Annotated in this window: 22 protein-coding genes; 5 read left to right on the top strand and 17 right to left on the bottom strand. The window is 49.6% G+C overall.

The annotated features are described in order from the left end of the window. Positions 1–298: 298 nt before the first annotated feature. Entirely contained in the window at positions 299–1,048 is a 750-nt protein-coding gene (locus FCL45_RS03820; protein ID WP_136797528.1) for an enoyl-CoA hydratase/isomerase family protein, read from the bottom strand. A gap of 302 nt (positions 1,049–1,350) precedes the next feature. Here FCL45_RS03820 and FCL45_RS03825 point away from each other — a divergent pair, with 302 nt between their 5' ends. After that, the gene (locus FCL45_RS03825) at positions 1,351–1,884 is read left to right on the top strand and encodes a hypothetical protein (RefSeq protein ID WP_136797526.1); all 534 of its coding nucleotides are present in this window, start codon (positions 1,351–1,353) and stop codon (positions 1,882–1,884) included. A gap of 243 nt (positions 1,885–2,127) precedes the next feature. Here FCL45_RS03825 and FCL45_RS03830 read toward each other — a convergent pair whose 3' ends face one another. The 7 genes from FCL45_RS03830 to FCL45_RS03860 all read right to left on the bottom strand — a co-directional run bounded on the left by FCL45_RS03830 (position 2,128) and on the right by FCL45_RS03860 (position 10,976). After that, entirely contained in the window at positions 2,128–2,706 is a 579-nt protein-coding gene (locus tag FCL45_RS03830) for a 4Fe-4S dicluster domain-containing protein (RefSeq protein WP_136797524.1), read from the bottom strand. Positions 2,707–2,717: 11 nt separating this feature from the next. Next, positions 2,718–4,967 (bottom strand): molybdopterin-dependent oxidoreductase, encoded by a 2,250-nt coding sequence (locus FCL45_RS03835; RefSeq protein ID WP_136797522.1) that lies wholly within the window; start codon positions 4,965–4,967, stop codon positions 2,718–2,720. A gap of 32 nt (positions 4,968–4,999) precedes the next feature. Beyond that, positions 5,000–5,557 (bottom strand): TorD/DmsD family molecular chaperone, encoded by a 558-nt coding sequence (locus tag FCL45_RS03840; RefSeq protein ID WP_136797521.1) that lies wholly within the window; start codon positions 5,555–5,557, stop codon positions 5,000–5,002. A gap of 299 nt (positions 5,558–5,856) precedes the next feature. After that, positions 5,857–7,191, bottom strand: a complete 1,335-nt coding sequence (locus tag FCL45_RS03845; RefSeq protein ID WP_217907661.1) for a LuxR C-terminal-related transcriptional regulator — start codon at positions 7,189–7,191, stop codon at positions 5,857–5,859. A gap of 356 nt (positions 7,192–7,547) precedes the next feature. Beyond that, positions 7,548–8,339, bottom strand: a complete 792-nt coding sequence (locus FCL45_RS03850; protein WP_176359997.1) for a CheR family methyltransferase — start codon at positions 8,337–8,339, stop codon at positions 7,548–7,550. Positions 8,340–8,366: 27 nt separating this feature from the next. Then, a complete protein-coding gene (locus FCL45_RS03855; RefSeq protein WP_136797518.1) occupies positions 8,367–8,789 on the bottom strand; it encodes a universal stress protein in 423 nt (140 codons plus the stop codon). Between the two features lie 462 nt (positions 8,790–9,251). Further along, positions 9,252–10,976: a hypothetical protein gene (locus FCL45_RS03860; protein WP_136797516.1), complete on the bottom strand. Its 1,725-nt coding sequence runs from the start codon at positions 10,974–10,976 to the stop codon at positions 9,252–9,254. Positions 10,977–11,288: 312 nt separating this feature from the next. On the opposite strand from FCL45_RS03860, the gene FCL45_RS03865 reads away from it, so the two are divergent. After that, the gene (locus tag FCL45_RS03865) at positions 11,289–11,906 is read left to right on the top strand and encodes a DUF3786 domain-containing protein (RefSeq protein WP_167495769.1); all 618 of its coding nucleotides are present in this window, start codon (positions 11,289–11,291) and stop codon (positions 11,904–11,906) included. Between the two features lie 83 nt (positions 11,907–11,989). Here the strand turns inward: FCL45_RS03865 and FCL45_RS24320 are convergent, their stop codons facing one another. The 4 genes from FCL45_RS24320 to FCL45_RS03885 form a co-directional block, all read right to left on the bottom strand. After that, the gene (locus tag FCL45_RS24320) at positions 11,990–12,454 is read right to left on the bottom strand and encodes a hypothetical protein (RefSeq protein WP_217907662.1); all 465 of its coding nucleotides are present in this window, start codon (positions 12,452–12,454) and stop codon (positions 11,990–11,992) included. Then, positions 12,451–13,239, bottom strand: coding sequence for a DUF2092 domain-containing protein (locus tag FCL45_RS03875; RefSeq protein ID WP_167495768.1), 789 nt, complete (start codon positions 13,237–13,239; stop codon positions 12,451–12,453). Before FCL45_RS03875 ends, FCL45_RS24320 begins: the two co-directional genes overlap by 4 nt. Before the next feature lie 284 nt (positions 13,240–13,523). Then, the gene (locus tag FCL45_RS03880) at positions 13,524–13,955 is read right to left on the bottom strand and encodes a universal stress protein (RefSeq protein WP_167495767.1); all 432 of its coding nucleotides are present in this window, start codon (positions 13,953–13,955) and stop codon (positions 13,524–13,526) included. Between the two features lie 439 nt (positions 13,956–14,394). After that, entirely contained in the window at positions 14,395–15,630 is a 1,236-nt protein-coding gene (locus tag FCL45_RS03885; RefSeq protein WP_136797508.1) for an OmpP1/FadL family transporter, read from the bottom strand. Positions 15,631–16,366: 736 nt separating this feature from the next. On the opposite strand from FCL45_RS03885, the gene FCL45_RS03890 reads away from it, so the two are divergent. Continuing rightward, complete coding sequence (locus FCL45_RS03890) at positions 16,367–16,561, top strand: hypothetical protein (RefSeq protein ID WP_136797506.1); 195 nt, start codon at positions 16,367–16,369, stop codon at positions 16,559–16,561. Positions 16,562–16,634: 73 nt separating this feature from the next. Here FCL45_RS03890 and FCL45_RS03895 read toward each other — a convergent pair whose 3' ends face one another. Together FCL45_RS03895 and FCL45_RS03900 are read right to left on the bottom strand one after the other, a co-directional pair. Next, positions 16,635–18,341: a sulfatase-like hydrolase/transferase gene (locus tag FCL45_RS03895; protein ID WP_167495766.1), complete on the bottom strand. Its 1,707-nt coding sequence runs from the start codon at positions 18,339–18,341 to the stop codon at positions 16,635–16,637. 118 nt (positions 18,342–18,459) lie between these two features. Then, on the bottom strand, positions 18,460–19,530 hold the full coding sequence (locus FCL45_RS03900) for a transporter family protein (RefSeq protein ID WP_136797503.1): 1,071 nt from the start codon (positions 19,528–19,530) through the stop codon (positions 18,460–18,462). Positions 19,531–19,946: 416 nt separating this feature from the next. Here FCL45_RS03900 and FCL45_RS03905 point away from each other — a divergent pair, with 416 nt between their 5' ends. Beyond that, positions 19,947–20,960, top strand: a complete 1,014-nt coding sequence (locus tag FCL45_RS03905) for an AraC family transcriptional regulator (protein ID WP_167495765.1) — start codon at positions 19,947–19,949, stop codon at positions 20,958–20,960. A 404-nt stretch (positions 20,961–21,364) separates the two neighbouring features. Next, positions 21,365–21,724, top strand: coding sequence for a TusE/DsrC/DsvC family sulfur relay protein (locus FCL45_RS03910; RefSeq protein WP_136797499.1), 360 nt, complete (start codon positions 21,365–21,367; stop codon positions 21,722–21,724). 235 nt (positions 21,725–21,959) lie between these two features. Here FCL45_RS03910 and FCL45_RS03915 read toward each other — a convergent pair whose 3' ends face one another. From FCL45_RS03915 to FCL45_RS03925, 3 genes are all read right to left on the bottom strand, one after another. Then, positions 21,960–22,391: a universal stress protein gene (locus tag FCL45_RS03915; RefSeq protein WP_136797497.1), complete on the bottom strand. Its 432-nt coding sequence runs from the start codon at positions 22,389–22,391 to the stop codon at positions 21,960–21,962. A gap of 323 nt (positions 22,392–22,714) precedes the next feature. Continuing rightward, entirely contained in the window at positions 22,715–23,326 is a 612-nt protein-coding gene (locus FCL45_RS03920) for an HD domain-containing protein (RefSeq protein ID WP_136797495.1), read from the bottom strand. A 295-nt stretch (positions 23,327–23,621) separates the two neighbouring features. Then, positions 23,622–24,512: a DNA ligase gene (locus FCL45_RS03925; protein ID WP_136797493.1), complete on the bottom strand. Its 891-nt coding sequence runs from the start codon at positions 24,510–24,512 to the stop codon at positions 23,622–23,624. Positions 24,513–25,012 lie beyond the last annotated feature (500 nt).

The following is a 25,012-nucleotide window of genomic DNA, read 5'->3' on the forward strand; positions in this document are numbered from 1 at the left end:
AGTTCGGGAGTAGTCTTTGCTACAGGTGCAACCTGTATCTGTGCGGCAGAAACAGCAATGTCAAAGTCGCATATCTATTGATATACACCTGAGAAAAGGAGTGTGGAAATATAGGGGTATATACAGATCCCGAAGCCTTAAAGAAGGGCGGAGAAGAGAATTTCAGGCTTTGCAGAAATATCTCGTTCACTGTCGGGGAAAAAGCAATTTGGAAATAGGACTGGCTCATGAGTCAGCCCTATTTCTTGTGTTTGACCCAAAAATCTCTGGACGTTGATTTGCAAACCCTATCGCGCAATTATCTCAATAGCGCCTTGATCCGGTCACTGGTTTCATCTGCCTGCAAGAGTTCCCCGAATATCTTGAGTTCTTCGTCAACAACGGTCTGAACGTCCGGCCGGGATGCGCGCATGAGTTCTTTGGTGGCCAGAAGGGAACTAAGCGGCTGCTTGAGCAGCGTATCAAGGTATTTTTCTGCAGCTTCTTCGGTACCACCCGGCTCCGTAACCTGGTTGATCAGCCCCCAGGAGAGTGCCTCCTCAGCGCTGAAGAACCTGCCGGTAAGCAGCACCTCGCGAGCTCGTTTTTGTCCTATTACCAGGGGGAGCAGCGAACTCGAGGCGCCTTCGGGGCAGACTCCGAGGTTGGCGAAAGGCACCCTGAATCTGGAGCTTGAAGAAGCGACGACTATATCGCAATGAAGAAGAATCGTTGTGCCGATTCCGACGGCGACACCTTCCACAGCAGCGATGAGCACTTTCTTCAGTTGTGCGACTGTGTTGAAAATATCGCGGACGCAATTCATCACCTCATGCAGGTTCGGGCCGACCAGATCAGACAGGTCGTTGCCTGCAGTGAAATGCTCACCTTCGCCCTGCAAAACGATAATGCGGCAATCCTCTGATGCATCTGCCGCCCGGAGCGCTGCAATGATTTCCCTGTAGGTGTTAATCCGGATGGCATTTAGCTTATCCGGCCTGCTGATGGTAATTCTGGCAACTCCGTTTTCATGCTTGACGCTGATATCCGTATATTCTTCTGCTGTCATTGTCTTCCTCCATTGTGTTGTGATATCAAATTAATACACTACTGATCATGGAAGAAAAAGTGTGAAAAGATAGCTGGTTGCTTGATCCTCTGATTTGACCTGTTGTTCCCGGGGCTTCAGGTAAAAGGAAAATATCTGTCGGAAATTAGGTGATTGTACCTATTGACTCAGCTTTGGTGTCAAGGTCTACTTCCTCCTGGTATATCTTGTGAATTCAATACGATGAGAAGTACGTCGCGACATAGGTGTGTGTACTGGCGAGAGTGTACGCACCGGGGAAGTATTGCTACTGGGGTAATGCTATGAAACGGTTTCAAATAGTGGCATTTGTAATGATGATGAGCCTGCTTGCTCAGGTGGCCTGGGGGGCGTCCGTTGGGGATACGATCGTACAGCTCTCCAAAACTATCGAGAGTGCGACATCGCCTACTGAAAAATCAAGATACCTTGTGTATCGTGGCCGTCACTACACAAAGCTCAGCCAGCATACTCCGGCCGAACGAGACTACCTTGCTGCACTCAAGGCCAAAGAGCAGGGTTGGGTATGGGCGGAACTGGCAGCGCTCTATACCGGGCAGAAGCAATACGTAAAAGCCGCTAAGGTGATTGGGCACATCCAGAAAAACTTTCCACAACTTCATGACGATATAGCGAACATCGCCGCAACCGTCACAGCTGAGCAGGAAAAGCAATACCTCGCAGAAAATCCGCCGGAAATCGTTTTTGATACAAAGGCCAACCGCAAGTATGTTTCAAGAGTGCAGCTGAAAAACCGGACAATGGTAAAAGCCGCTGCCGCAGCACCACCACAACCGAAAGCAGTCTACAGGAGCTGACCCCTCAAAAGGTAACCCTATGGTCATAGGGGCTGACTGACACGATCCCGGCGAGTTGATGAGGGCGAAGAGGTGGGGGGAATGGCGCTGAGTTTCGAATGTCTCATGATCTCCCATGAACTCTATTGGAATGGGTCGCGACAAGGCTGGGCCAATGGGTGCAGATGCAGGTGCCGGGGATTGAGAAAGGTCAATCCCCGGCACCCGGGCCGTATATCTTACAGCAGATTGCTGCGTGTACAGCTATCTACGTATTATTTTCGGAGCCTTCGGCAGGATGAACCTGGTTGAAGGGTTGATCTGCTCTTCTTTTGGGTGGCCCGCAGGGTACTGAACCACTTTTTTTCCCGCCAGTTGCGACAGTTCAACCAGGCGCAGGGCATTGGTTGGGCATGACTGGGTGCAGGCCGGTTTATGGCCGGCGTCAATCCGCTCATGACAGAGGCTGCATTTTTCGGCCCGATCCTCAATTTCATTGAACTGTGGCACGCCATAAGGGCAGGCGTCGAGACAGTTCCGACAACCGATGCATTTCTCCTGGTGATGGACCACAATACCATCCTTTTCACGCTTGGTGTAGGCGTCGGCAGGGCATTCGGCCAGACAGGCAGGGTTTTCGCAGTGGTTACAGGCCAGTGAGAAAAATGCGCGCTCGCGGTGCGGATAGCTCTCCTCCTGCAGCGGGTAAAGCTTTCTCCAGACCACACCTTGTTCATGGTGGTAGTAGTTGCGGCAGGCCATGGCACAGGAATAGCAACCTACGCAGTCTTCAGAATCTACCAGAAATGCGTACTGTTTTTTTGATTTATTTGGTGTCTTCATTATATAGCTCCTTAGGCCTTCTCAATATCGGCAAATTGACCATGAATAGCAGCACCTGGGGCACCGGCTTTGTACGCTCCCATATCGGCAGACTCATCATCAACAAGATTCTGGACGTTAAAATCGGTATTTTTGCCATACCATGCCTCGTACATAATGAGACAATCCTTCGAAACGTTATCGGTCAGTTTAACTTTGACCTTTTGCTCACCGACCTTGTTGAAGACCCGGACCATATCGAGATCTTTTATGCCCTTTGCCGCGGCTGCTGCCGGGTGCATGTAGACGAATGGTTCTTTGTTGAATTCCTTCATCCAGTCGAGATTGGCGAACTGTGAGTGAAGGGCGAACTGAGTATGCGGGGTAAGCAGTTGGAACTTGTCGTATGCTTTGCGTCCCTCTTTAAACTCAGGCAGGGCTTTGTGACCGTGTTCGGCACAGATTTCAGACTTGAATTCATACTTGCCCGAAGGGGTGCCGAATTTCTTATCACTCCAGGAGGCAGAAGATTTCAGCTTTGCCTTGACCGGACCATTTTTAAGATCTTTCCAGTCCTTTATGCCGAAATAGTCATATATGCCCTGGTTGAACTCTTTTGCTGTCCAGTCTTCGGTGGTCAGTTCTTCCTGGAAGGTACATGAGCCGGGGGAGAGACTATTGAGTTTTTTGGAGAGAGCTGCAGCAATCTCGAGATTTGATTTCGCCTCATGCAGCGGCTTGATAGCCTGCTCATTGATGCCCATCCAGTAATGCCAGTATGAGACGTTTACCGTCCATTCTTCAAAGAGAGTGGTTACAGGCAGCACGATATCGGAGTTGGCAACGGTTTCTGTAAAGAACTGCTCGGCAGAGACAACCAGGTCGATGGTATCGAAGGCTCTCTCCATCTTCGGTCGGTCAAAATCCTGTGCAAACGGGTTCTTACAGGCTACCCAGAACAGTTTGAGCGACGGGTCCTTGATATCGAGGATCTCCTGGGCCGTTTTGTTTATATTGACGGTGCGGTCAGAATAGCTCGATTTGTCACCCTCAGTGAAATCAAACTCGCCCCGTGCGGCAGCACCAGAGAAGCCTACAGAGCCCTCGGGTGGAGACTGAATCATGGCGTGGTAGTTGAATCCCCAGGTCTGGAGATGGCCGTAGCGTGCACCGCCACCTTCCTTGCCGACATTGCCGGTCATGGCCACCAGAGCGTCGATGGAGCGTACGGAGGCACCACCATTGGTATGACGTTGCATACCGTAGCCGATCCAGATGGTTGCGGGATCAGCGGTAGCGAATTCCTCAGCGATCTGTCTGATTTCCTGGGCAGGAATACCGCTCTCTTCGGCTGCCCATTCAACTGTAATGTTGTTATTGAGGTAGTCAGCAAATTCATTGAAGCCGACTGCATGGCTGTTTACGAAATCATTATCCACCAATCCTTTATCGAGGATATGCTTTGCCATACCGAGAGCAAGAGCACCGTCGCCTGCAGGCTTTGGTTGCCAGAATACATCGCCTTTTGCGGCTGTCTGGGTGAAAATCGGGTCAATAACGAGAACCTTGGCGCCCTGTCTCTTGGCCTCCTGAATATATTTCATGGAGTGCACTGCGCACCAGGCCGGGTTGACGCCCCAGAGGATGATGTATTTGGATTTCACCATATCCTCGGGATCGTTACACCACATATCGCCAAGATCATAGTTCTGGGCGTCAATACCTGCAGGCCAGCAGGGAGTGCCGACAAAGCGGGTGGTGTAACCGAGCGAAGACATCATGCCCTCGACACCGTAACTGGTGATACTGAAATTGCCGGAATATTTGGTTAACCCCATTCCAAGCAGGTTGCCATCGGTTTCCTTGAGTTCGAGGATCTTTTTGGCAATACGGTCCAGGGCATCATCCCAGGATATCCGACGCCATTTGCCGGAACGACGGCCATCCTGGATCATCGGATATTTAATTCGATCCGGGCTGTAGACCCTGCGGGGATAGGAATAGCCTTTTACACAGAGTCCGCCCTTGGTGTAGGTGGACTCGGGGGCTCCTTCGATATACTTGATGACCCCGTCCTGAACGTAAGTCTTGATGCTGCAGGTGTCATAACAGTTTCTCGGGCAGGCGTTGCGGAAGGTCTGATACTCATTTGGGTCAAAGCCCGCGGCAATAGCCTCTTTGGGGGTCAGCAGCCTGCAGGGTAAGATGGATGCGGCTCCGGCAGCTGCCATTCCTTTCAAAAGAGAGCGTCTGCTAAGTGTTAGGTTTGTCCTGTCTTTCATTGAATGTACCTCTTGTGGTCTGATAAACGCGGTTATTTGTTCGGTGCTCTAAAAGCAGGGCAGTCGTTTTTGAGCCAGCTTGACAAGGCCATAATTGCTGTGGATACAGGAGAAGAGACGTTCTCCTGGCTCTCTACAGCATCAATGAACCTGGGTATCCAGCCACACATGTGGGTGGTGATGAATTCGTCGATATGCTGCTCCAGCTCCAGGTCACCGTGGAATTTGGCTGCATCGAGAACCGAGACTGCATCGAGTTCAAACGCGAGAAAGTCATCAGGGGTGCTTCCCTGGTCGGGGACAGCAACTCCAAGCCGCACGTAAAATTGCCTGACTTCCAGTGAGGGGGCTCCCATGAGTGTGGGCTCGTCGAGATAGGCGGAAGCATACGGTGGCGCAGGCACTGTGCCCGGGCCTACGAAGAGGCGGTTGAAATCGTATTCAACTTCTACCCAGTCGGTAGGCTCCTCGAAATCAATCTCGAAAAGTTCGGAAATCTGATCTGTTGCAGATCTGAGATGCTCCGAATGAATGGCGGAGAAGAAATTTCTCAAAGCTGCGGCCTTTTTGCAGGCAATGGTTCTGTTCATTGAGCCTAACCTCCAGGGTGGTTGGTCGAGTGTTGCTATCTCATGATGTCTCCGAGACAACATGGCCGGAGTTCAACATCAATCTTGATCCACTATACCGGGTTCGTGAAAGAGTCATAGACGAGAAGATGGGTAAAGAGTGGGTATGCCTATATACCCAGTGATGGAAAAGATGCTATGTTATCAATAGTGCTATCAAAAAGGATCTGATGATGGCAGAACAGAACCGGCACCGAATATACGTGACCTGTATGAAATGCTTGTGGAAAGCGGTCAGTTATGTCGGGTGAGATTATGGCTTAAAAGGTCAGGCCAATGGTCTTGAGGTGGGCGTAAAGGCTGACATTTTTTCCATGGAGCCCTAGTTTTCGCCGGATATTTTTTCTATGGGTCTGAATTGTTTCCAGTGAAAGGTTGAGGTTGTCTGCAATATCCTTGGAACTATGCCCGGCCTGGATAAACTGACATATCCGGGTTTCCATAAAGGTCAGCTTCAAAAGAACAGGGTTCGCCAGTTTACTTCCATGTACGAGTCGATCAAGCTGATCACGGATTATGGTGACATATCCTTTACGTATCGAACTGTCGGGCTCGGCATCGATCCGATCAAGTACAGGTAGTACGAAGGTGCTGATCTTGGATGAAATGTCGTCGATTATACCTTCCTGCTCCTTGTCTATACTTTTGAGTATGTTGCGCAGTGTGATGTTCATTTCCTCAAGCTGGGAGGTCTTGGTCAATAGGTCCTCTGTTCGCTCGGAGACAATTCGTTCCAGGGTTTCCCGTTGAAGGGCTTGTGGAGTGATATTGGATAGAAGCAGGAGATATTCGTCGCTTGCGAGGCTTACATTACTGATTGGGCTGAGCTGCATTCTGTATATGTTGCCATCATTAAAGGGAGCTACCTCAAATGCAGTGGTGACAGGATAATATTTGAGAATTTCATCCATAGTCTGCCCCTCGATGGGCAGTGATTCCCAGATTGGAGCATTGAGAACTTCATTATTCGGTAATACCTGTTGCACAGCAATATTGATATTGGAGACGATCCCGTGACTGTCGATAACAAAGATCAGGTCCGAAGTGGTGTTGAGGATATTTTCGAAACGGCATTTTTCCAGGGTTAGAAGTCTATTTACTTGGTCAAGCTGGTGTGATGCCGCCTCAGGTTGGCATTGAACCCAGTCTTTTACAAAGAGAACTTCCAGTGCATCACCATAGAGTCGAATATGGTTGCGAGCACCATGTTTTTCATCCTCCCCGGCTTTCAGAAGGTCGATCACATCGAACAGGCTATGGAGGAATGTTTTAAAACACCCAAGATACATATCCCAGGTTACACCCCTTCCCTGATGATTGCGGGCTGTCTCAATTTGCGGCTGAGCCCATTGGTCATGGTTTTGGATGAGCCAGGCAAAATCCGGAGAGGTCACCCCCAGGTGGTAATGTGATTGCATGGGTTTGATAAAACAATCCAGAGCGTTCATACAGTCATCGCGTTTAGCGGTGGTCAGGCTCAGGTAACCTGCCTGCTGCATACGCAGTGACCACCTTTCAAGATAATACTCTTCTTCTGATGGTAATTGTCGTAGAAGATCCCAAAACGGCTGACGGGTGGTGATATTCTGTTGCAAATTTCCTCCATTCCATTTTTTTCGATGTCTTCTGCGGTTATTGAAGTTTGCTCAACAATTAAACACAACCACACCTCTTCACTTATAATAACGTGTAGTCAGGCAATCAAACTGTATATGCATGATTTTTCCCAGAAGAATGAATCAGAGACAGTTAATAGGTCTGGGGTGCACTCCTGCTGCAGTCTTGACCTTCCTTCAATTAACTGAAATTGAAAGATCTGAAGGTCGGTATCTGCACCTGAATAATCCAATGAGGGGAGGGGATTGAACCTTAAGTGCGGTCGTGCGTTCGGCAAAGGGTGGAATTCCAAATGCATAGCAGAGGAAATGGATAAACTGTGGGAGGCAGATGCTCAGGCAACGAGCTGATAGACCATGCTGCAAAAATCTGTTTGGATAAGGTTGGATGACAGCTCCGGCAGTTTTTCATGGGAGCCTGTTATCAGAAACCCTTCCGGTTTTAATGTGCGCAGGATCCGGTCCAGGGCTTCTGCCTGTATGTGCGGAGAATGATAGGTGAGCAGGTTGTTGCGAAGCAGGATGAGATCAAACCTTTTGTCGGGCGGTGCTGTGAAGAAATCGTGCTGTTTCCAGATGATGCGATTTTTGAACAACGGTTTAATTACATATTCATTTCGCTTGTTCGAAGGTGAAAAGTATGTCGAGAATATACCTGCATCCACTTCCCGGAGGCTGCTTTTTTGATATATCCCTTTCCGGCCCCGTTCTAAACAGGTGTTGTTGGCATCGGTCGCCAGGATTTTAATTGAACCTGAATCGGCAAAATGGAGATGGTGCAGGATGCACAGGCTATAGACCTCTTCACCGCAACTGCAGCCTGCGGACCAGATGTCAAGCGTATCCGTTCGTTGAAGCAGGGATGGAAAAACCATATCTTTGAGACTGGCCCAAAGTTGTCTATCTCTGAAAAACCTGGATATGGTTATACGCAGAAATGAAAGCAGTTCCTCTTCTTCAGCCGCATTTCCTGCAAGCTTATCCAGGTACTCATCAACAGATCTGCAGTCGAGTGACTCCATGTGTAAACTGATTCGTTTCTTAGGCCCTTTGCGGACTTTTCTATAACCTTTCCAGGGCCTGTTGTAGCGATCCAGTATCAGGTTGAACTCGGTGTCGTTGAGCATCACGTTGAGCAAACGTCCCGCGAGACGTTATTTCACCACCAGCACCGGGCAGTGGGCGATATGCAGAACTTTGTGGGTGACGCTACCTATCAATAATCCCTCGATATTGGATAGTCCGCGTGAGCCCATGATTATAAGTTCGCACTGCTCACATTCGGCAATCTGGGGAATCATCGATCCTGCCGGTTCTTCCATGAATCGTTCCTCGAAAGGTACTTTGCTTTCGGTGAGTTTCTTCACGAATGGCGCTACCGTCTCATTGGTCTCGTCCATTATCGCGGAGATAATATGATCTCTGTAAGGGTGACCCAGAATTTTCGGAAATTTCCTGTGGCAGTAAATAAGAAGGATCCTGGCATCGAGCAGGCGAGCATATTCAATTGCTTTATCAACTACTTTATCCGAATAATCAGAGCCGTCTATTGCAGCTGCTATTTTTCTCTGGTCCATGCGATTCCCTCCTTTTGGCCTTACTGCACTTTGCGGGGATAATGACGATCCGGTTATACCCAAGAGGTAACTTTATTATAATCCCATGGGGAGCTGAACGGGCCAATAAAAAGTTGATCACGAGTCGGGATCCGGTAATTAAATTGTAATTTTATCATGAATAGCGAGCGCTACAATATGCTTCAGGCGCTGCCATTATCTTTATGGTTAAAGTATTACAATACAGACCGGGTGATTCAGGCGTTGAAGCAGCAGGCTCTCCGACGAAAAAGGATGGGAGACTCGGTTGTGTTGCACCAGTGAGGCTGAGGAGATAGGGGATTTTTGGCGTAGTAACATCAGGCGCATGTGCCGTTAAGTATATGAGTTTAACGTATACCGCCCATGCACCTGCCACGTAGGCCTGACTCCTTGCTGGTTCCTGTTGATTTCGTGACAGGAACCAGCTATTTCAAACGAACCCTACTGGGCAATGGTTGGTGTCGGGTCATTTTGACTGTCCGGCAGGTTTGCCTCATCTGCCTGGTGTACAGTCAATTGCGGGAAAGGGATCTCCCAGTCGTTTTCTGTACAGCAGTCGACACAATATTTCTGGATGGCTCGTTCGAGCCGTTTGCAGATATCTGCAACTTTGCCATCGAAGTCCGCCAGCACGATCAGATCAAGCGAGGAAGCGTTGGCCTGGAGAAACTCCACCTGAAGATTCAGACAATTCCCGGCGTAGCCGTCCTTTTCAAGCCTTTCCTGCAGATATTGATTGAATACAGCAGGAATTGTAGAGGTCACCTTATCCTGCAGTCCGTAACTGACGCCAAAAGGCACGCGCAGTCTGAAATTGCGGGAGAGATTGGCGGGACAGGCCTCGAGGAAAATTTCTGTCGGGTAGGTCAACCTGCGTCCGCCTCGTTCAACCACTTCGACCTGTTCATGGGAAAGACTCACGACTCTTGCGCGTGAACCTCCGTTAACCACAACCCAGTCTCCTTTACGGCAGGGAAACCAGGGTTCTTCCGGATGATAGGGACGGGAAACGAGACCGATGATTGTTTCAATAGGAACCCGGAGTTCCATATCCAGGGCTGGATTTTCCAGTTTGCAGAAAACATTGATGGAGGCAACCCGCCAGGGAACGCCGTGCAGAATGAGGCGTTCCTTTTCGCGAACAGAACCGATATTCAGCATCAGGCGGGCCTGCTGCCACATGCGGGGCAGGCCCTGGCGAATCGTCCAGGCAAGGCCAAGGAAAAAGATGATCGCCATGGAGAGCAGAAACCAGTCCTCGGCCAGGTAGAGAACAAAAAAGAGCCCCATTACTGCCAGGATGACGGACATTACCTGAAAGATGATATAGAGCATCCTGAACTGGTACGGCTGGCCATCACGTTTTTTGACCTTGAAATTCAGTCTGACAATGAGGCGGTATAACAAACGACAACCAAGCAGAATAGCGAAAAAGGTGGTGATGGCAACAATAAGGTACAGCCCTCTGGCCCGGAAAAAATCTCGTACAGATTTACTCGACGCTTCAACCAGGGAGACCTCCTGGGCACGGAGATTGGCGAGTTCGGCAATAGAGAGATCGAGTTTGTTTTGTAACCTGCTATGCACATTCTGCCACTCAGGCAGCAATGCACTCACCTCCCGTTGAACCCTCTTGTCGGTTGAAGTTTTCAAGGTCTCATCAAGGTGTAATACAGCGTCTTCCGCCTTTTGAGTCAGCAGTTCCAATTCCGAAATCTTTTCCTTGAGGTTGGACTTCTGCCTGGCCTTGACGGTAAATCGCTTCATTTCCTTGATGGCCGGCTCCACAAGACTCGCCAGTTCATCTTTCCAGCTGAAGCTCTGGGGCTTCTTTTGAATGAACAGTTCAAGCTCAACGCCGGTGGCAATTCGTTCGAAATCGTTGGCTGTTTCAGATAGCTGCTTGTCGAGCTGGGCGATTTCAGCTTCCAGGGATTTTTTTTCTGCCTCGGAAGTGCTCTCCTGCAGTTTCTTTTTAGAAAGTTGAATCTGCTCGTTAAGATTTTTTTGCAGATCAAGCAGGGAGGCAAGCATGTTAGATGGTCCGTTCTCAACTTTCGGGACATTTTCCGCTTCGGCTGTTGGCTGAACTGCTTCGGCGAAAAGAGTATGCGGAACAAGGAAAAGAGTGAACAACAGTATGGAAGTAAAGAGAAACTTTTGCATAGCAACCTAAATATTTATCGTTATGATGGATAAAAGACAGCAGTACCAGGTTTCAAACCATTGCATTCTACTCAACCTGACGGTTAAATCGATCTCAAAATTTAAGATATTGAGGTGATATTCTCCCATGATAGCCTGCAGAAATTGCATGAACCGGGGTTGGTGTGATATGCAGGATTGGCTAAAGAGTCTTGTTGGCAATACATTCTTTCTGATCAACTCAACTTCCAATTTTTTGTGGGAATTTAAAAATGATGAGCCCGTGCCTGAATCAATAAAAAAATGCGGGCTGAAAGTACACCTGAGGCATCCATGAACATGAAGAACGAAGTATTCGACAAAACGTACACCGAGTATCTGACTCAGCTTGAGAATGTTGATTTTGCTGCTGTGGCTGCCACACTGAATCTGAGGAGTTCAGGTGAAGAGTTGCAGGTTAACCTGCTGGGCGATGAGTATCGGGCGTCGAAAGCCGGGATTGTCGATACTGAAGGTCGGCGGGCCAGGTTTGAGGTGTGTATTGCGATCTTTAAATACCTGCTGATGTGTCCCGCTGAAATACCGGAAGAGGGTGGCTGGACGGCCTACCATTCGTTTAGGGATGCACAGCCTCTCCTGCACTATTTCGCCAGGGAAACAACCGGCCCGATAGAGCGTTGCTTTGCTGGAAGGCTACAGGAACTGCGGCAGGCGTGCCTGGCGATAGACGGGGGTGTCAGCACAGAAGCTGGAGCTTTCGATCTCTCCATCCAGTTTCAGTTGCTGTCGCGAATACCACTGTTTTTACGTTTCAACGATGCCGATGACGAGTTTCCTGCCCAATGTTCAATCCTGTTCCGGGAGTCAGTTGAACACTATATAGATATGGAATCTCTTGGGATTCTGGGAGCCCTGTTTGCCAGGGAGTTGGTCAAATCAGGAAGCGTATAACATGCCTCCAGGATTCGTATAATACATCCCACCTTAAAAGTATTTGCCGAGGGCCTGTTTAACAGTGCATATCCAGGCATCTTTTATGGCTTATCCACCACAACGTATACCACCTCGTTCCCTTGGTAATACGGCCGATAATAGACGCCATTGCAATTGTGATAGGTCACAGTGTTGGCCACGACTCTGGTGCAGCTTCCTGGCAGGGTCGCTACCCTGGTCCCGACCAAGGCGGCCCCTACGGCAACAGCACCGACTGCGGGACGGCGGTCAACGTCGATATCCACATTACGATGGCGGCCGTAACGATCCACATCCACATCGACATTGCGGGCGCGACCGCGGCCATCAACATCCACATCGACTCTGGTTCGCCCTCTGACCGGACGCGCGGTCCTGTGTGCGCGCCGATGCACTGCCGGACGAGCGGCGTAGGCGACATCGAGGAAAGAGAGTTCCTGGATCGGTTTGAAGGGAAGTTCAACCAGCATTGGTCCACACAGGCAAAAGGACGCTGCGATGGCAATGGTTGTCATATGCTTGATCATTGGGCACCTCCAGTATTGGCTCCGGGGCGGCGGCGTAGCTGGATAAAGCCGATCTCTTCAGCCTCTGGGGGCGGCGAAAAGGAGAAGTGGGAGTCATCCACCTCGGCCGAGGTATTCCAGTCAGAAAGCACCGCAGTATACTGGGGCGCGCCGGCTACCCACTTCGAGGTGATCAGATACTTTCTCGGCAGCGGTTTTTCTCCTTTTTCCACCCAGAGCTGCCAGTCCACCTCACTGCCCCGAAAAGCCAGATGGTGCACCTCCACCCCATCAACAACGCTAGAGCCGACCACCATTCCGGACTGTACATCTTCCAGGAGTTCCAGGTGGGCGTCATGATAGACAAGGTCAGAGCCGGGTATTGAGAGCCCGACTTCCTCCTGGGCCAGCTCGAGTGCGGTGTTTATATCGACGGTTTTCGACAGCTTCATGGAAGCGTAGTAGTTTATTGTCTTGCCATATAAGGTCATCGCTTGGCCGTCGAAATAAAACTCCTGGTCGAAATCGTCTCCTTGCCGGTAGACCCGGAACTGGTTTGGCCGCTTGATCGTTACCTCCGCCCGGGCGCTCATTTGGATCTGCTGCCCCGACTGCAGCACGGTATCGATGGTATTGTCGGAATGGAAAGTGAATTGCTGAAGCGAATTAAGGTAATCGCTCATCTGGTGCAGTATTTCCAACGCTTCGGGCTGGATGGCCGGCGACTGAGCGCTGTTTTGAGAGCTATTCGCTACACCCAGGGCAAGAAGTGGCGCCAATATTCCCAAGAGAATCTGTCTGATCATGGTGTAATTCCCTCCAGGCAAGGTTGGTGTGACCGCAGTCATCGAACTCGCTCAAAACTTCTTTGTTTGTAGACGAATGATTAGAGATATCATCGGAAATTTGAAATTGGAGTAAGGCCTCTATTGGTGGGCAATATTTCGCCTTGCGCAATTTACGCTGATCCATCATCTTGTCGAACCTCCATCCCCCTTGCATGGAGATCGGGCACTACCGGATAAAGTCATCTGCACATGGCTGCTGGATGTTCACAGATATGATTGAGTGCTCCACCTGGGATCCGGGGTTACGGAACAACCATGATCGGGCAGTAAATGGTATTGAGCACCTTGTGGGTGACGCTTCCCAAAAACAGCCCGGCAATGTCGGAGTGGCCATGGGAACCCATGATGATCAGATCATACTGCTTCGATTTTGAGCGGTTCGCAAGCACGTGACCTGGTTCACCGTCGACGCATTCCAGGGAATATTCAATGCCCTGATTCTTGAATAATTCTTCCGTTCTTTGCAACAGGGCTTCAGCTTCTCTTCTGGCGTTGGCTCTGATTTCCATAATCAGTTTTTCCGGAATCTCTGCGACGCTGGCGTTCCATTCTTCATAACAGTGGATGATGCTGACGTGGGCGGAATAGCGTTTGGCCAGGTCAAGGCCAAACTTCGCAGCATTTTGGGAATGGACGGAATCGTCGAAGGGAAGGAGAATTTTTTCGATTTTCATGCCGAGTCCTCCTCTAGCGAGAATGAGAGTGCGCATCTTGCGAAACCGAAGCAAGCGCCCGGCCCGGTGTCGCAGGGATGGCGGCTGCAAATTCCACAACGGTTTCCACCGTTGGGCAATTCATAAAGAGCCTGCTATCGGGGATAGTGCCGAATTTCCGACAAACCCCTTACAAATAGTATATCATTTTCCGGGTCGACACTAAAATGGGGTTAGGGGATTAGGAGCTAGGAGGCTGGGATATTGAGAAGTAATTTATCTAGATCTCAGCGGGATGAATTTGTCATAAGGTTGGAGGGCAGGGCCGGCTGGTCTCTGGTGGCTCAGGTGCCAGCCGTAGAAAAACCTCCCGCCCGGCTCGAAAAAGAGCGGACAGGAGGCTGCGGGGGCCAGCTACCTATGAATCAGACGCTGGCAAGCTAACTGCCAAGTATTCGATCTAAAATTTCCAGCTCACATTCATGGAGAGAAAATATAGATCGTTATCTTTGAATTCGCCTATGAGCAGATTGTTTTCAATCTCTGCCTCCCCGTAATAGGCATAGGTAAAGGCGCCCCCGACGTTGATATTCTCGCTCCAGGCATAGTTGAACCCGCAAGCCAGGCGAATTTGTTCATCAAACGGCATGTCGACGGTTCTGTCCTTGGGATCATCAATGGGGTTGGTGTCGTAGGCGGCGCCAAATCGTAAGATCCAATCTTCGCCCATGGTGTACTGGAAGCCTGCGCCGAAATACCAGGTATCATCAAAATTCCGTGGCAGGCGCTGATCCCCTCTGGCGGTTGAGATGATAACATTTTCAAAAGCACTCCAGTTCTCCCAGCCGATGGTGCCAAGAAAAGCCCAGTCTTCATTTATCTCATGAAAGAGGCCGAGTTTAATAAATTGTGGGAAGGTGATGGTGGCATCTATTCCGGCGGAGAGCGAAATCGGATCCAAGGTGACGTCGCCCCCAAAAGAGGGCTCTATCTCATAGGCATAGGATAAACCAATACGGGTTCTATCGGTAAACTCATACAGGGCATTGAGGTTGAAGGTGAACTCGGTATCATCGCCATCAATGTTCACCGAGCCGTCTTCCTGACCTTGTATTGGCACCGCAACTGTTTCGTCCAGGCTGCCGTACATCATGGCAACACCGCCACCGATGGAGAGTTTTTTGTTGACCCTGTAGGCGATTGACGGGTTTAAGCTGATTGTGAAAATTGTCACCTCCTCAAGCAGGTAGCGACCGGTCCAGTCGTCTTGAAAATCCAAAATGGCTGCGGAGATGGATATTACATTCAGACCAAGCTTCAGGTCATCGCTCAGGCTGTGCACATAAAAGCCGCCGAGAATAGGCCCCGGGCCACCCGCCTGGCCGCCGTCATTGCCAGGCACCGGGGTGTTGGGATCCGGATCAAATCGAATATCGGTGTAGACAAGACCGCCGGAAAGCATGAGTTGGTTGCCTTCAAGACGAGTCATGCCTGCGGCGTTATGAAATGAGGTGGAGGCGTCGTCGGCAAGGGCTTGCGCCCCTGCGCCGGCAGTGGCCATGGTCGGTGTACCAAATTCGTTGAGGTACAAGCCTGCCGCTCCGGCCAAAGATGCCAAAACTAACTGTATGGCTAACTGTATGGCAATAGCCCCACAAAAATAACAGCTGATCACGAACGTTGTTGATTTCTGCATACTCTTCTCCTGTTTTTCTCTAGCACGGGTAGAATTGTAGAGCCGAAATACAGATTGTAATCGGTGTTCTTACCACGAAACCTTGCTCGACGGTATTGCCGGATATGTATGGCGCAATACCGCACTGAGTTTACATTCTGAATGTAGATCGAATGGCCGCGGTTATGGCGTGCTTGGCGGCCAGTGTGTTTCTGCGTGTAACTAAAAAACTTCTGGGTAATGAACGATGGACGAAGCGATAAAAAATCAAGAATACGCCTAATTCTTTCACAAAATCAGATTGGAAGAAAGTGATTTTTTCCAATCTCAAAAGCGGGTATGAAACCGCTGACAGCTCTTGTCAGGCCAGCGTGTTTGAGTCCATCCCTGGCAATGGGCCTAGCCGAAACATGAACCATGAATCATGATGAATTTCTTAATTATCTCTAATGGCTCTTCAACATTTGCAGTCGTTCAGCTTCTATGAATTATCTTAGGAGACTGAGATGTTGCATAGCGTTTTGGCTCAGTATTTTGGCTAGGCATGCGATGGCATTATTGAATCTGATTCCCCCTCCCTCCTTGCTCCTCACGGCTTACTTCGTGAAGTTTAGCTTTGGTATTTAGAAGAAGATTATTGAAACTGTTGAGCCTCCAGTCTGCCCTCACCTACTTTAAGTAAGATTGGCTCTAAGTGACTAACGTCGAATGGTTTTGACTGGAGATAACTGAAACGGGGGCTACCTGTTTTCTGAGTATGCATTGGATACCAGGAACGGCAGCAATAACGCGCGGTGGTGGTAAAGAACCACCTTTTACAATAGTTTTTGACCAGAGGAGCGATGGGGGAGGTGTTGGTTGGCATGATTCTGTGAGTGGCTCCGGCGAGGAGAGCTATGCCTGTGATGCACTCCAGCAGGGCCCCCTGGCCGGTTTACAGATTTACTGGTAGCCATACGGCAGTTTACGGAATCACTCATCGTTTCATGGATATTCTCTATGAAACGATGAGTGATCGCAACAGCTTAGTTGCCAGCTGATTCCACACCAAGTACCACATCTTTGGCATCTCCATATATTTGGAGCCAGGTTTCAACCATTTTTTTAGATTCTGGTCGAATATTTTCAACATCTTCGTATGGCATGCCCCGGGCAGGTTTCCAGTCAGGGAACTTGTCCTTCATTCGCAGGTGCTGGACGCGCATGCGCACGAATGACGTACCTGCCCAGACGCCACCAGTCCTGAGCGGGTTTTCCTCGCGCGGATCCCAATACAGATTATAAATTCCGGCCAGGGCAGGATTGGTCCCCGGGCCCGGCCAGTGAATTTTCAACTGCTGCTTCACCGTCGCCCGTAATTGATCCATCTCGTAGAGATGGATGTAGTCTCTGCGGCCATGGGTGTCTCCCTTCAGCAGCAGAGGGGTCTGGTCGATACCATCCACGATCCTGTCTCGTGGGATGCCGTCGGTGTTACCTGCGATGCGGGCAAAAGTGGTGTACAGATCCCCAACGAAGATCATGTCACCGATCATCGAACCAGGCTCAATGACACCCGGCCACCTGGCAAAAGCGCCGACACGGTGGCCCCCCTCCAGCGAACTGCCCTTATGACCGCGAAAAATCCATTCAGAATAGCCGGACGTGCCGAGCTCCTGATACATCACACCATTGTCGCCCATCACGATGACCAGGGTATTGTTATCGACACCGAGATTCTCCAATTCAGCGATGAGCTCGCCAACGTAACCATCGACAACCGCCATGGCGTTTACCCAGCGGCCGCCATTGGGGGTCTGGTTCTCATCATCGGTGGAACGAAGAACGGCGACGGGAATTTGTGGCCAGTAATTCAGGAAGAACGGTTTGTCTCCCTGGGCCAGTGTTCGCAGTGAATCGAGCGCCTGCTCCTGGAGCCGATCGTTGACACGCTTGTAGAATTCCATGTCAGGCCGTTGACCGGGCTCGATCCCCCATTCACGCAGTTTTCCACCTTTTTGGCCCTCGACCTGGGTCACCCAGTCGTATAAACGAAAGGTCTTGTCGAGTCCATATTCAGGGTCGATAGCCTCGGGCGTGAAGGCCGTGGTTTTTCCATCAAGTTCAGCGTCACGTGTGGTGAAACTGTATGAGACCTGATTGTGCATCGGGAACGAGGCGTAATCGAAACCCTGATTGATTGGATAGGCTTCCTTGATATCCCCCAGATGCCATTTGCCGATATGATGTGTGGCGTAGCCTGCCGCAGACAGCAGCTCAGCTATTGTGATCTCCTTACCGTTGAGGCCAACTCCCTCCGGTGGTGTGACCTTGGTGACTTCCATACCGGTTCGGACAGCGAGTCGGCCGGTCATGAATGCTGCTCTGGTCGGAGTGCAAATGTTTTCCGCGTACATCCGCGTAAAGGTAACACCCTCGCTGGCAAGTTTGTCGATGCTGGGTGTTCTGCCTCCGCGGACCTTGGTCAATGCCGGAATTCCGTACTCACCAAAGCCCATGTCATCAAGCAGAATGTATATGATATTAGGCCGTTTGCCACCGTTTGCGCTGCGGATTTCAGCGAGCATGTCGTCGATTTCCTTATCCTCCGCCGCCCATTGATCCTGGTACTGGTGGAGAAGAACATAATGCTCAGAATCATGCTGGATGGGTGCTGCCTGTTCTGCCGGGGAGGGAGCCGGCAGGAGCAGCCAAACCAGTAAAGCGGGTAACAGCAACGTTCTGGATCTCATTATAAATCTCCTTGTGTTGTCGTCCACCTGCCCAGCCTGACCAGGGGTGCCAGTATTCGTAATGAACCGATGGCAGGCACCATAAGTTCCACAGATACCCATGCATTTGGGACAGGTTTTATTGCATCCAGCTGAATAATGCCGACGGGGCTGCGGGGATAATCATAAAACGGACATCCCATTCAGCCCCGACCACATCGTCGGGTGTAATGACCGAATAGTGTGCTTCAAGCGCGAATCGAACCGGTATCTTGCCGAATTGGATTGTTTTGTTGACGCCAAAGCCGACAGGGACTGTCCACTCGTTCCCGCTGCTCTGCTCCCAGTTGGCGATGATATTCGGCCCGGCACCGAGTGATGTTGTATCGTCCAGCGCGTAGTAGACGAAATACTGCAGGTTGGTCAGATTGACATCATTACGGTCATCATCATCAAAACTCCAGTATTGCTGCAACAGCCCTCCGATTTTCCATTTGGGGCCAAGATAGGCGTAAAGAGCAGAGGGCCCCGCAGACCAACGGCCTGTGCCGAGCACATCCTCCGTTGCTGTTGGCAGCCCAAGATCGAAGCCGAGTCCCCAGACAGAGGTGCCGCCGGTTTCATGCTTTATCCCTGCTTTCGGGGAAAGGAGCCCCACGTAATACATGTCTCCAAAACCTGTGGTGCGACCATCAAAGGCCTGAACCGGAAGCAAGGGGCCGTTGCTGTCGGGGGGGAGGATCGGGCCCTGGCCCTCACCATAGTCGCTACCTGCCCCGGCGGCGTCGATTTTATCCTGATCCAATGGCATGCTCGGGACTGTAAAAACAACCCTGTTGATGATGTTCCATTCTCTTCCGATTCCTTTGGGAAATTGCAGGATACCGGTATAGCCACTTTTTACTTCGTCTATACCGGTGGCTGGGTCTTCCATGAAATAGACGTCGAACTGGTTGATGAACATGGCCACATTGCCAAGCGGGTTGTCCATGAGCTTGGACATCTGGCCGGTCGTAGGTTCACAGCCGGCCCCGAGAATCTCTCCCAGATCAGCGTTAATGTCGGAACGGAGGCGCCGACATTCTTCGGTCAGGTTGGGATCATCCATACTTGTGGCAGTACTTTCCGCGTAGCTGGTGTGAGTGATTAAGATTGACAATATCAGAAGCGATGATGTTCCTAACCAATTCAAGACTTCCCATTTTGTCATGCCCCCCCTCCTTTGATGCAGGCGTAATTACCTGGTAATGATTACTTTTATCTGAGTGCTTCCTTTGGTGATGACTTTGGCCCGGAGTGGCTTCAAGTAGGAAAAGCTGCCAAATAACCGGTTAATGCGACTCCATGCTCTTTATTATCAAGTTGCAGCGTTTCATTTGCTATCCGATTTCTGCCAGAAAGTGGCGGGGAATGGACTCGGGGGACCCCGGTGTTCGTCGAACTGGAGCGGTAGCTCAAGCTGTTTATCTCCATGAATGTGCGCTATAGGAAAACACCATGCCGATCCTTTAGCTTGTCATCTTGCTGGCAGGTTTAAAAGATGAGGGTGATTGACAGTTAGGCTGGGTTGTGGGTAAATGATACGAACAGCATTCTACCTTTCCCTTACAACCACTGATGATAGCTATGGAAACCTTAGGTTTTGCCGGAACACCGCTTTCACAATTTCCAGTATTGCAAAAAGCTGGTGTAGAAGGTACCAGGCGTTTTTTAACTGATGTGTTTGAGCAGAAAGTAGTCATCGAACCGGGGAAAGGGGAGCGGCCATTCATAGCGCACAGCTACGCACGAAATCTGTCGAAAATGACGATCATTTCAAATTGCTTTACCAAAGAGATTGCAACTGGCGGTCCGGAGGGGGCATTAGGGAAGCTGGCTTTTCAATTCTGCATAAGGGGGAGCCTGTTCTGTACCATTAATGGCACCAGAGTCTCAAGAGCTGACCATAGCAGGGTAAGCGTATTGTCCCCCAATCAAAAAGTGGAGTATTATTCCGGAGACGATACTCTGTCCGTGGTCTGTTTTCTGGATGAAAGTAAGCTGAGGGATTTTCTTTTCGATTGGAGTGGAGAAAAATTTACAGAAAAGATTCTTTTCAAGCCTGAGCTCAACCTGCAGTCACCGAAAGTCAGCTCATTTGTTGCTATTTTCTCTAATTTTATCAACGAATTGAACAGAAAAAACGGCATGCTTGATTCACCGGTTGCCCAGGAGAGTTTCCAGCAGGCACTCTATTCTTTTATTTTACTGGAATTGCCTTCCAGCATTTCGAAAATAATGGAGAAGCAGACAAGGTTTGCAAGCTTGCAAGAGGTGCGGAAAGTTGAAGAGTTTCTGGAGGCAAACGCCGGGAACCCATTGGATATGAAAACTGTCGCCTTGGCAACCGGGCACAGTCTTCGTTCAATATACAGGTCTTTCCAGAGGGAAAGGGGATATACCCCTTCGGAGTTTCTAAGGAAGGTACGCTTGGAAAATGCCCGACAGCGTCTGTTGTGCCCAGCTCCGGATGATTCGGTTACACGGATTGCTTATGAATTTGGATTTGCCCATCTTGGTCGCTTTGCCGGGCTTTATAAAAAAGCGTACGGTGAGTCGCCCGGTGACACCATCAAGGCATCAATGAGGCACAGAAGATAAGATTTGCACGTTAGCTGAATATCCAATCTATTACATACACTTGATCGTCGTCGATCAACTGGAAAAAATGCCTGCTTTAGAATCGTCGCCGGCCCCGTCATGTCGAGCATTTCTCATTCGAATTATTCCTCACTCATCAAGCCATAACATTGATACAGCAGGTGCAATAAAGCCGTGGCTGTGATGTGTCAATTCGGTTTGAACACTATCTCAAGATGGAGTCTCTTGGGATTATTACTGCTCTGTTTGTAAAAACAGGATTAACAGATTGTAATTTATAGACTTTACATGGTTTCAGAACCGCCGGCCAAATTTGACAACCTGCCGCCAGCTATTACTTTTTAATTATGATCGGAGGCTAATCTTCCGATTGAAGGGAAAAGTTTTTTCCACGGAGGTTTGTTATGGGACAGTTACATGTTGGAAATGTTGATATAGAGATAGATGTGGAAGGATTTCTCTGCCACGCCGAGGATTGGAACGAGGATGTTGCCGAGGCCCTGGCGGCACAGGAAGGAATAGACCATTTGGGGAGAGAGCAACGAGACATCATCATGTTTATGAGGGCGTATCACCGGAAATTCGATAACTTTCCGATTATGAGATATGTGTGCAAAAATGTTCATGCTTCCACGGCGGACTGTGTAACGGAGCAGTTCTGCAATCCGATGGTTGCCTGGAAAATAGCCGGATTGCCGAAACCGCCAAACGTTTTTTTCAACAGTTTCGACGGCAAGAAATATTTCCCAAACCCATTTTACTGATGGGGTTGGGCGAATTGCAATTTCTGCTCAACTCAATCCGGAAAAGCGGGTAAAGCTGGACTGCGCACAGAGGAGTTTTTCCGACAGGCCCTTTGGGCAGATCTCAGGTCGATTACGGTTGACTGCGAAAGGTAGAAGGCCTGTATTTCTGTTCATTCTACATCGAGGCCGAACTCATCTTGAGAGTACGGTCTCGATGTTTGCCTTGAGGAGATCTGATATCCGGCTCTGCAGCTTATGGCACAACCAATACCGGGCAGTAAATGGTGTTGAGCACCTTATGGGTGACACTTCCCAGGAATAACCCGGCGATGTCGGAATGGCCATGAGAGCCCATAATAATCAGATCATACTTCTTGGATTTTGATCGGTTTGACAGCACGTGGCCGGGTTCACCGCTGATTGTTTCCAGAGAGTAGCCAACACCTTGGTCTTTAAAAAGCTCCTCGGCTTTTTGCAACATTTTGTCCGCCTCTCTTTTCCTGTTTGCCTTGATTTCCAGGATCAGGTTTTCAGGAATTTCCGTTAAATTTGCATCCCACTCGTCATAGCAGTGAAGAATGTTGATGTGCGCTTTGTAAAACTTAGCCAAATCAAGTGCATACCTTGCAGCATTTACTGAATGGGTGGAGCCGTCAAACGGCAGGAGAATGTTTTCAATTTTCATGGCAATCCCTCCATGGTCGAGAATGGCTGCCTGGCCGATGCATTGATTACATGTCGATGGCGATGCAACGGAGATGGCGGCAGCAGTATTATTAACGGCAGATCTCACCGCTGAACTGTTTTGAATTGCATTCTCTCAAAGCCCCTGCGTATCTCTGACGGTCTTCGTACTAATAGTATATCACTTAGGCCAGATACATTGAAACAGTTGAAGGGGCTGACACCCTAAATGAAGTTTCGCCGTAAAATCATCGGTTGCTAGCTGAAAACAGAACACACCATAATCCTTTTGAACGAGTGCTGGTTGGTGAATGGCAGGGCTGGTTATTGGCCCAGGCCTTGAAAGGAAGCTAAAGTGTTTTGAAAGCGGGTGTAAATTTGAGGGATAACTTTGTCGTGGAAAACCTCATTCAAGGCAATAAATTTCACCAGCTGGGTTGAGTGGTCCCGGCTGGTGAATTCATCGACAAGGTAACCTTTCTTTGACCAGTGGCACATTTCGCGCAAATTAGCAGTTTTGTCTGCACAGCTCAGGTTCAGCGCGTCGATCGGTGCCCGTTTGATTCGTTCCAGATAATTGCTGTTGCGTATTTCCAAGGCGGGTTTAAGGCGGTCTGGGGCTGTTGCGTTCGGCCGTGAAACCCACTCAACCAGCTCTGCTACGTAGGTGTTGCCGATTTCATCGGCAAGTTGTTCGGTTGTATAACCACAGTCCTCGATGACGTCATGGAGGTAACCAGCAGCGACAACTTCATGGCTGCAGCCGGCATCGGCGAGCAGCCAGGCAACTTCGGCTGGATGGACGAAATAACAGGCGCGATCCTGCCTTGGCGGGGCCTTGCGAAAATGAGGGCCTTGTGGCCGGTTTCTGTGGGCGTATTCCGCCAGCCGGATAACGTTCAATACAAGGTCAATTTTTGTGTCTGCGGGCATCATGTAGTCCAATGGCTTTGTCCGTTCAGGTTATATGTTGCAGGTCAAAGTGAATTTTTCTCCAAGGGGAAATACTATCTAAATCAGCTGGATTTGTTTCAAGGCCAGAGAGTTATGGAGACGGTAAGCTCATTCAGTGATGAGTTTGGCGGGTCACCTCTTCAGCCACAAACCACCTCGCTGCAGACAGCGATGGTTATCTTCCCAGAGGAAGTGCCGGCGGGACCTCCTCTGAGAAGATAGTACACTTGTAATAATATATCTGTTTGGCGGTGCTGAATAGGCCTGTCAGTGAGTTCTACAGCATTTCGCCGCTCATGCTGCGAATGCGTATAAATGAAGGAAACCTCGGTTTGCCGGATTTATAGAAGCCCGTATGCTTAAAGGTGACCAGCGCGCCAACTGGTGGGGGGATGCTTCTTTGTTGATCGGAGAAACCGGTGCCGATTTTAAACCGTATATTTCTATTCTGGTACAGCTCGACCACAAGTGAGCCCATTCGTCCTTCATGTTTCCCTTTCCCGGGAACGTAGCCGATTACCACTCCCTCTGTATCAGTGAAATTCTTGACTTTGAGTATATCGACTGATCGCCCTCGCTGGTATTTTGAGCCCTTGCGGATCAGTACAATACCTTCGCCGCCTCCTGCCTCGATCTCTTTGAGCAGTGATTGTAGATGCTCTTCTCCATGCACAGGGGATTGTTGTATAACGAAGGCATATCGGGAAGGGTGTTTGGCAAACCATTCACGGGCCCTGTTGATACGCTTTTCGATGGGCTGTGTGGAGTCTTTTGCATCGAAGATTCCAAATTTCAAGCTGTTCCAGCCTTTATCCTCGCCGGAGGTGGCGACTATACCTGCGGTACTCTCGAAAGTCTGTCTTCCGCCCCATATCTCACCGGATAGCGGAAAAGGTGGAAAGTTCTCAGTAAAATATGCAGGCACGTCTATTGGGTTACCCTTCTTGGTCAACATCCTGCTGCCGTTCCATTCCCCCCGGATTCCATCCAGCTTTTCACTCCAGAGCCACTGTTCATCCAATACCTGTCCCTGGTAGGTTTTGGCTAACATCAGTGTATTGTCTGGCTGGGCCGCATAAAGGTGCTGACTGAAGGCAAGCACCAGGAGAAGGGAAATGAGTGCAGAATGGAGTCGCGTGCTCATTGGTCTGAAGTCGGTGTAGGTCATGAGGTGCTCCCCCTTTCTAAAAAAGGATCGGAATTATGAAAGAAAAATAACACGTTTTGCGGGTAAATCAGTTCGGGTTGGCCACGGGACAAGCGTTTCTACCTTTCAATGAACGCCATGGATAATCAGTTGTCCTGAAAGTAGATGAAGTATACCTGTAGAGACGGACGATTCTCTTAAATATCTATATTCAATAGTATTAATTCGTGTATTTCGTGCAGGGGCCGGCGTTTTGTGATCCGCCTATAGAAGACTTTGGGTATTCAACCAGAATGATTCTGTTGTTCGGCGCTTATGAAAAACTGCCGGGATTGAGAACCTGAGTCGAACTTTCATAGCCGACCCCACATCGAAAAATACGGGGTTTGCTCGCTCACCTTGAGTACGATTTTCTCAACGGTCTTTGCCGCAAGTCAGTTTACTGTGATTTACAGTAAACCCTTTGATATGGATGCTTTATTTTATCTTTCAAAGTGTTACATGTTGCCGGTCAGGCAATT

Source organism: Desulfosediminicola ganghwensis, from assembly GCF_005116675.2.
Lineage (GTDB): Bacteria > Desulfobacterota > Desulfobulbia > Desulfobulbales > Desulfocapsaceae > Desulfopila > Desulfopila ganghwensis.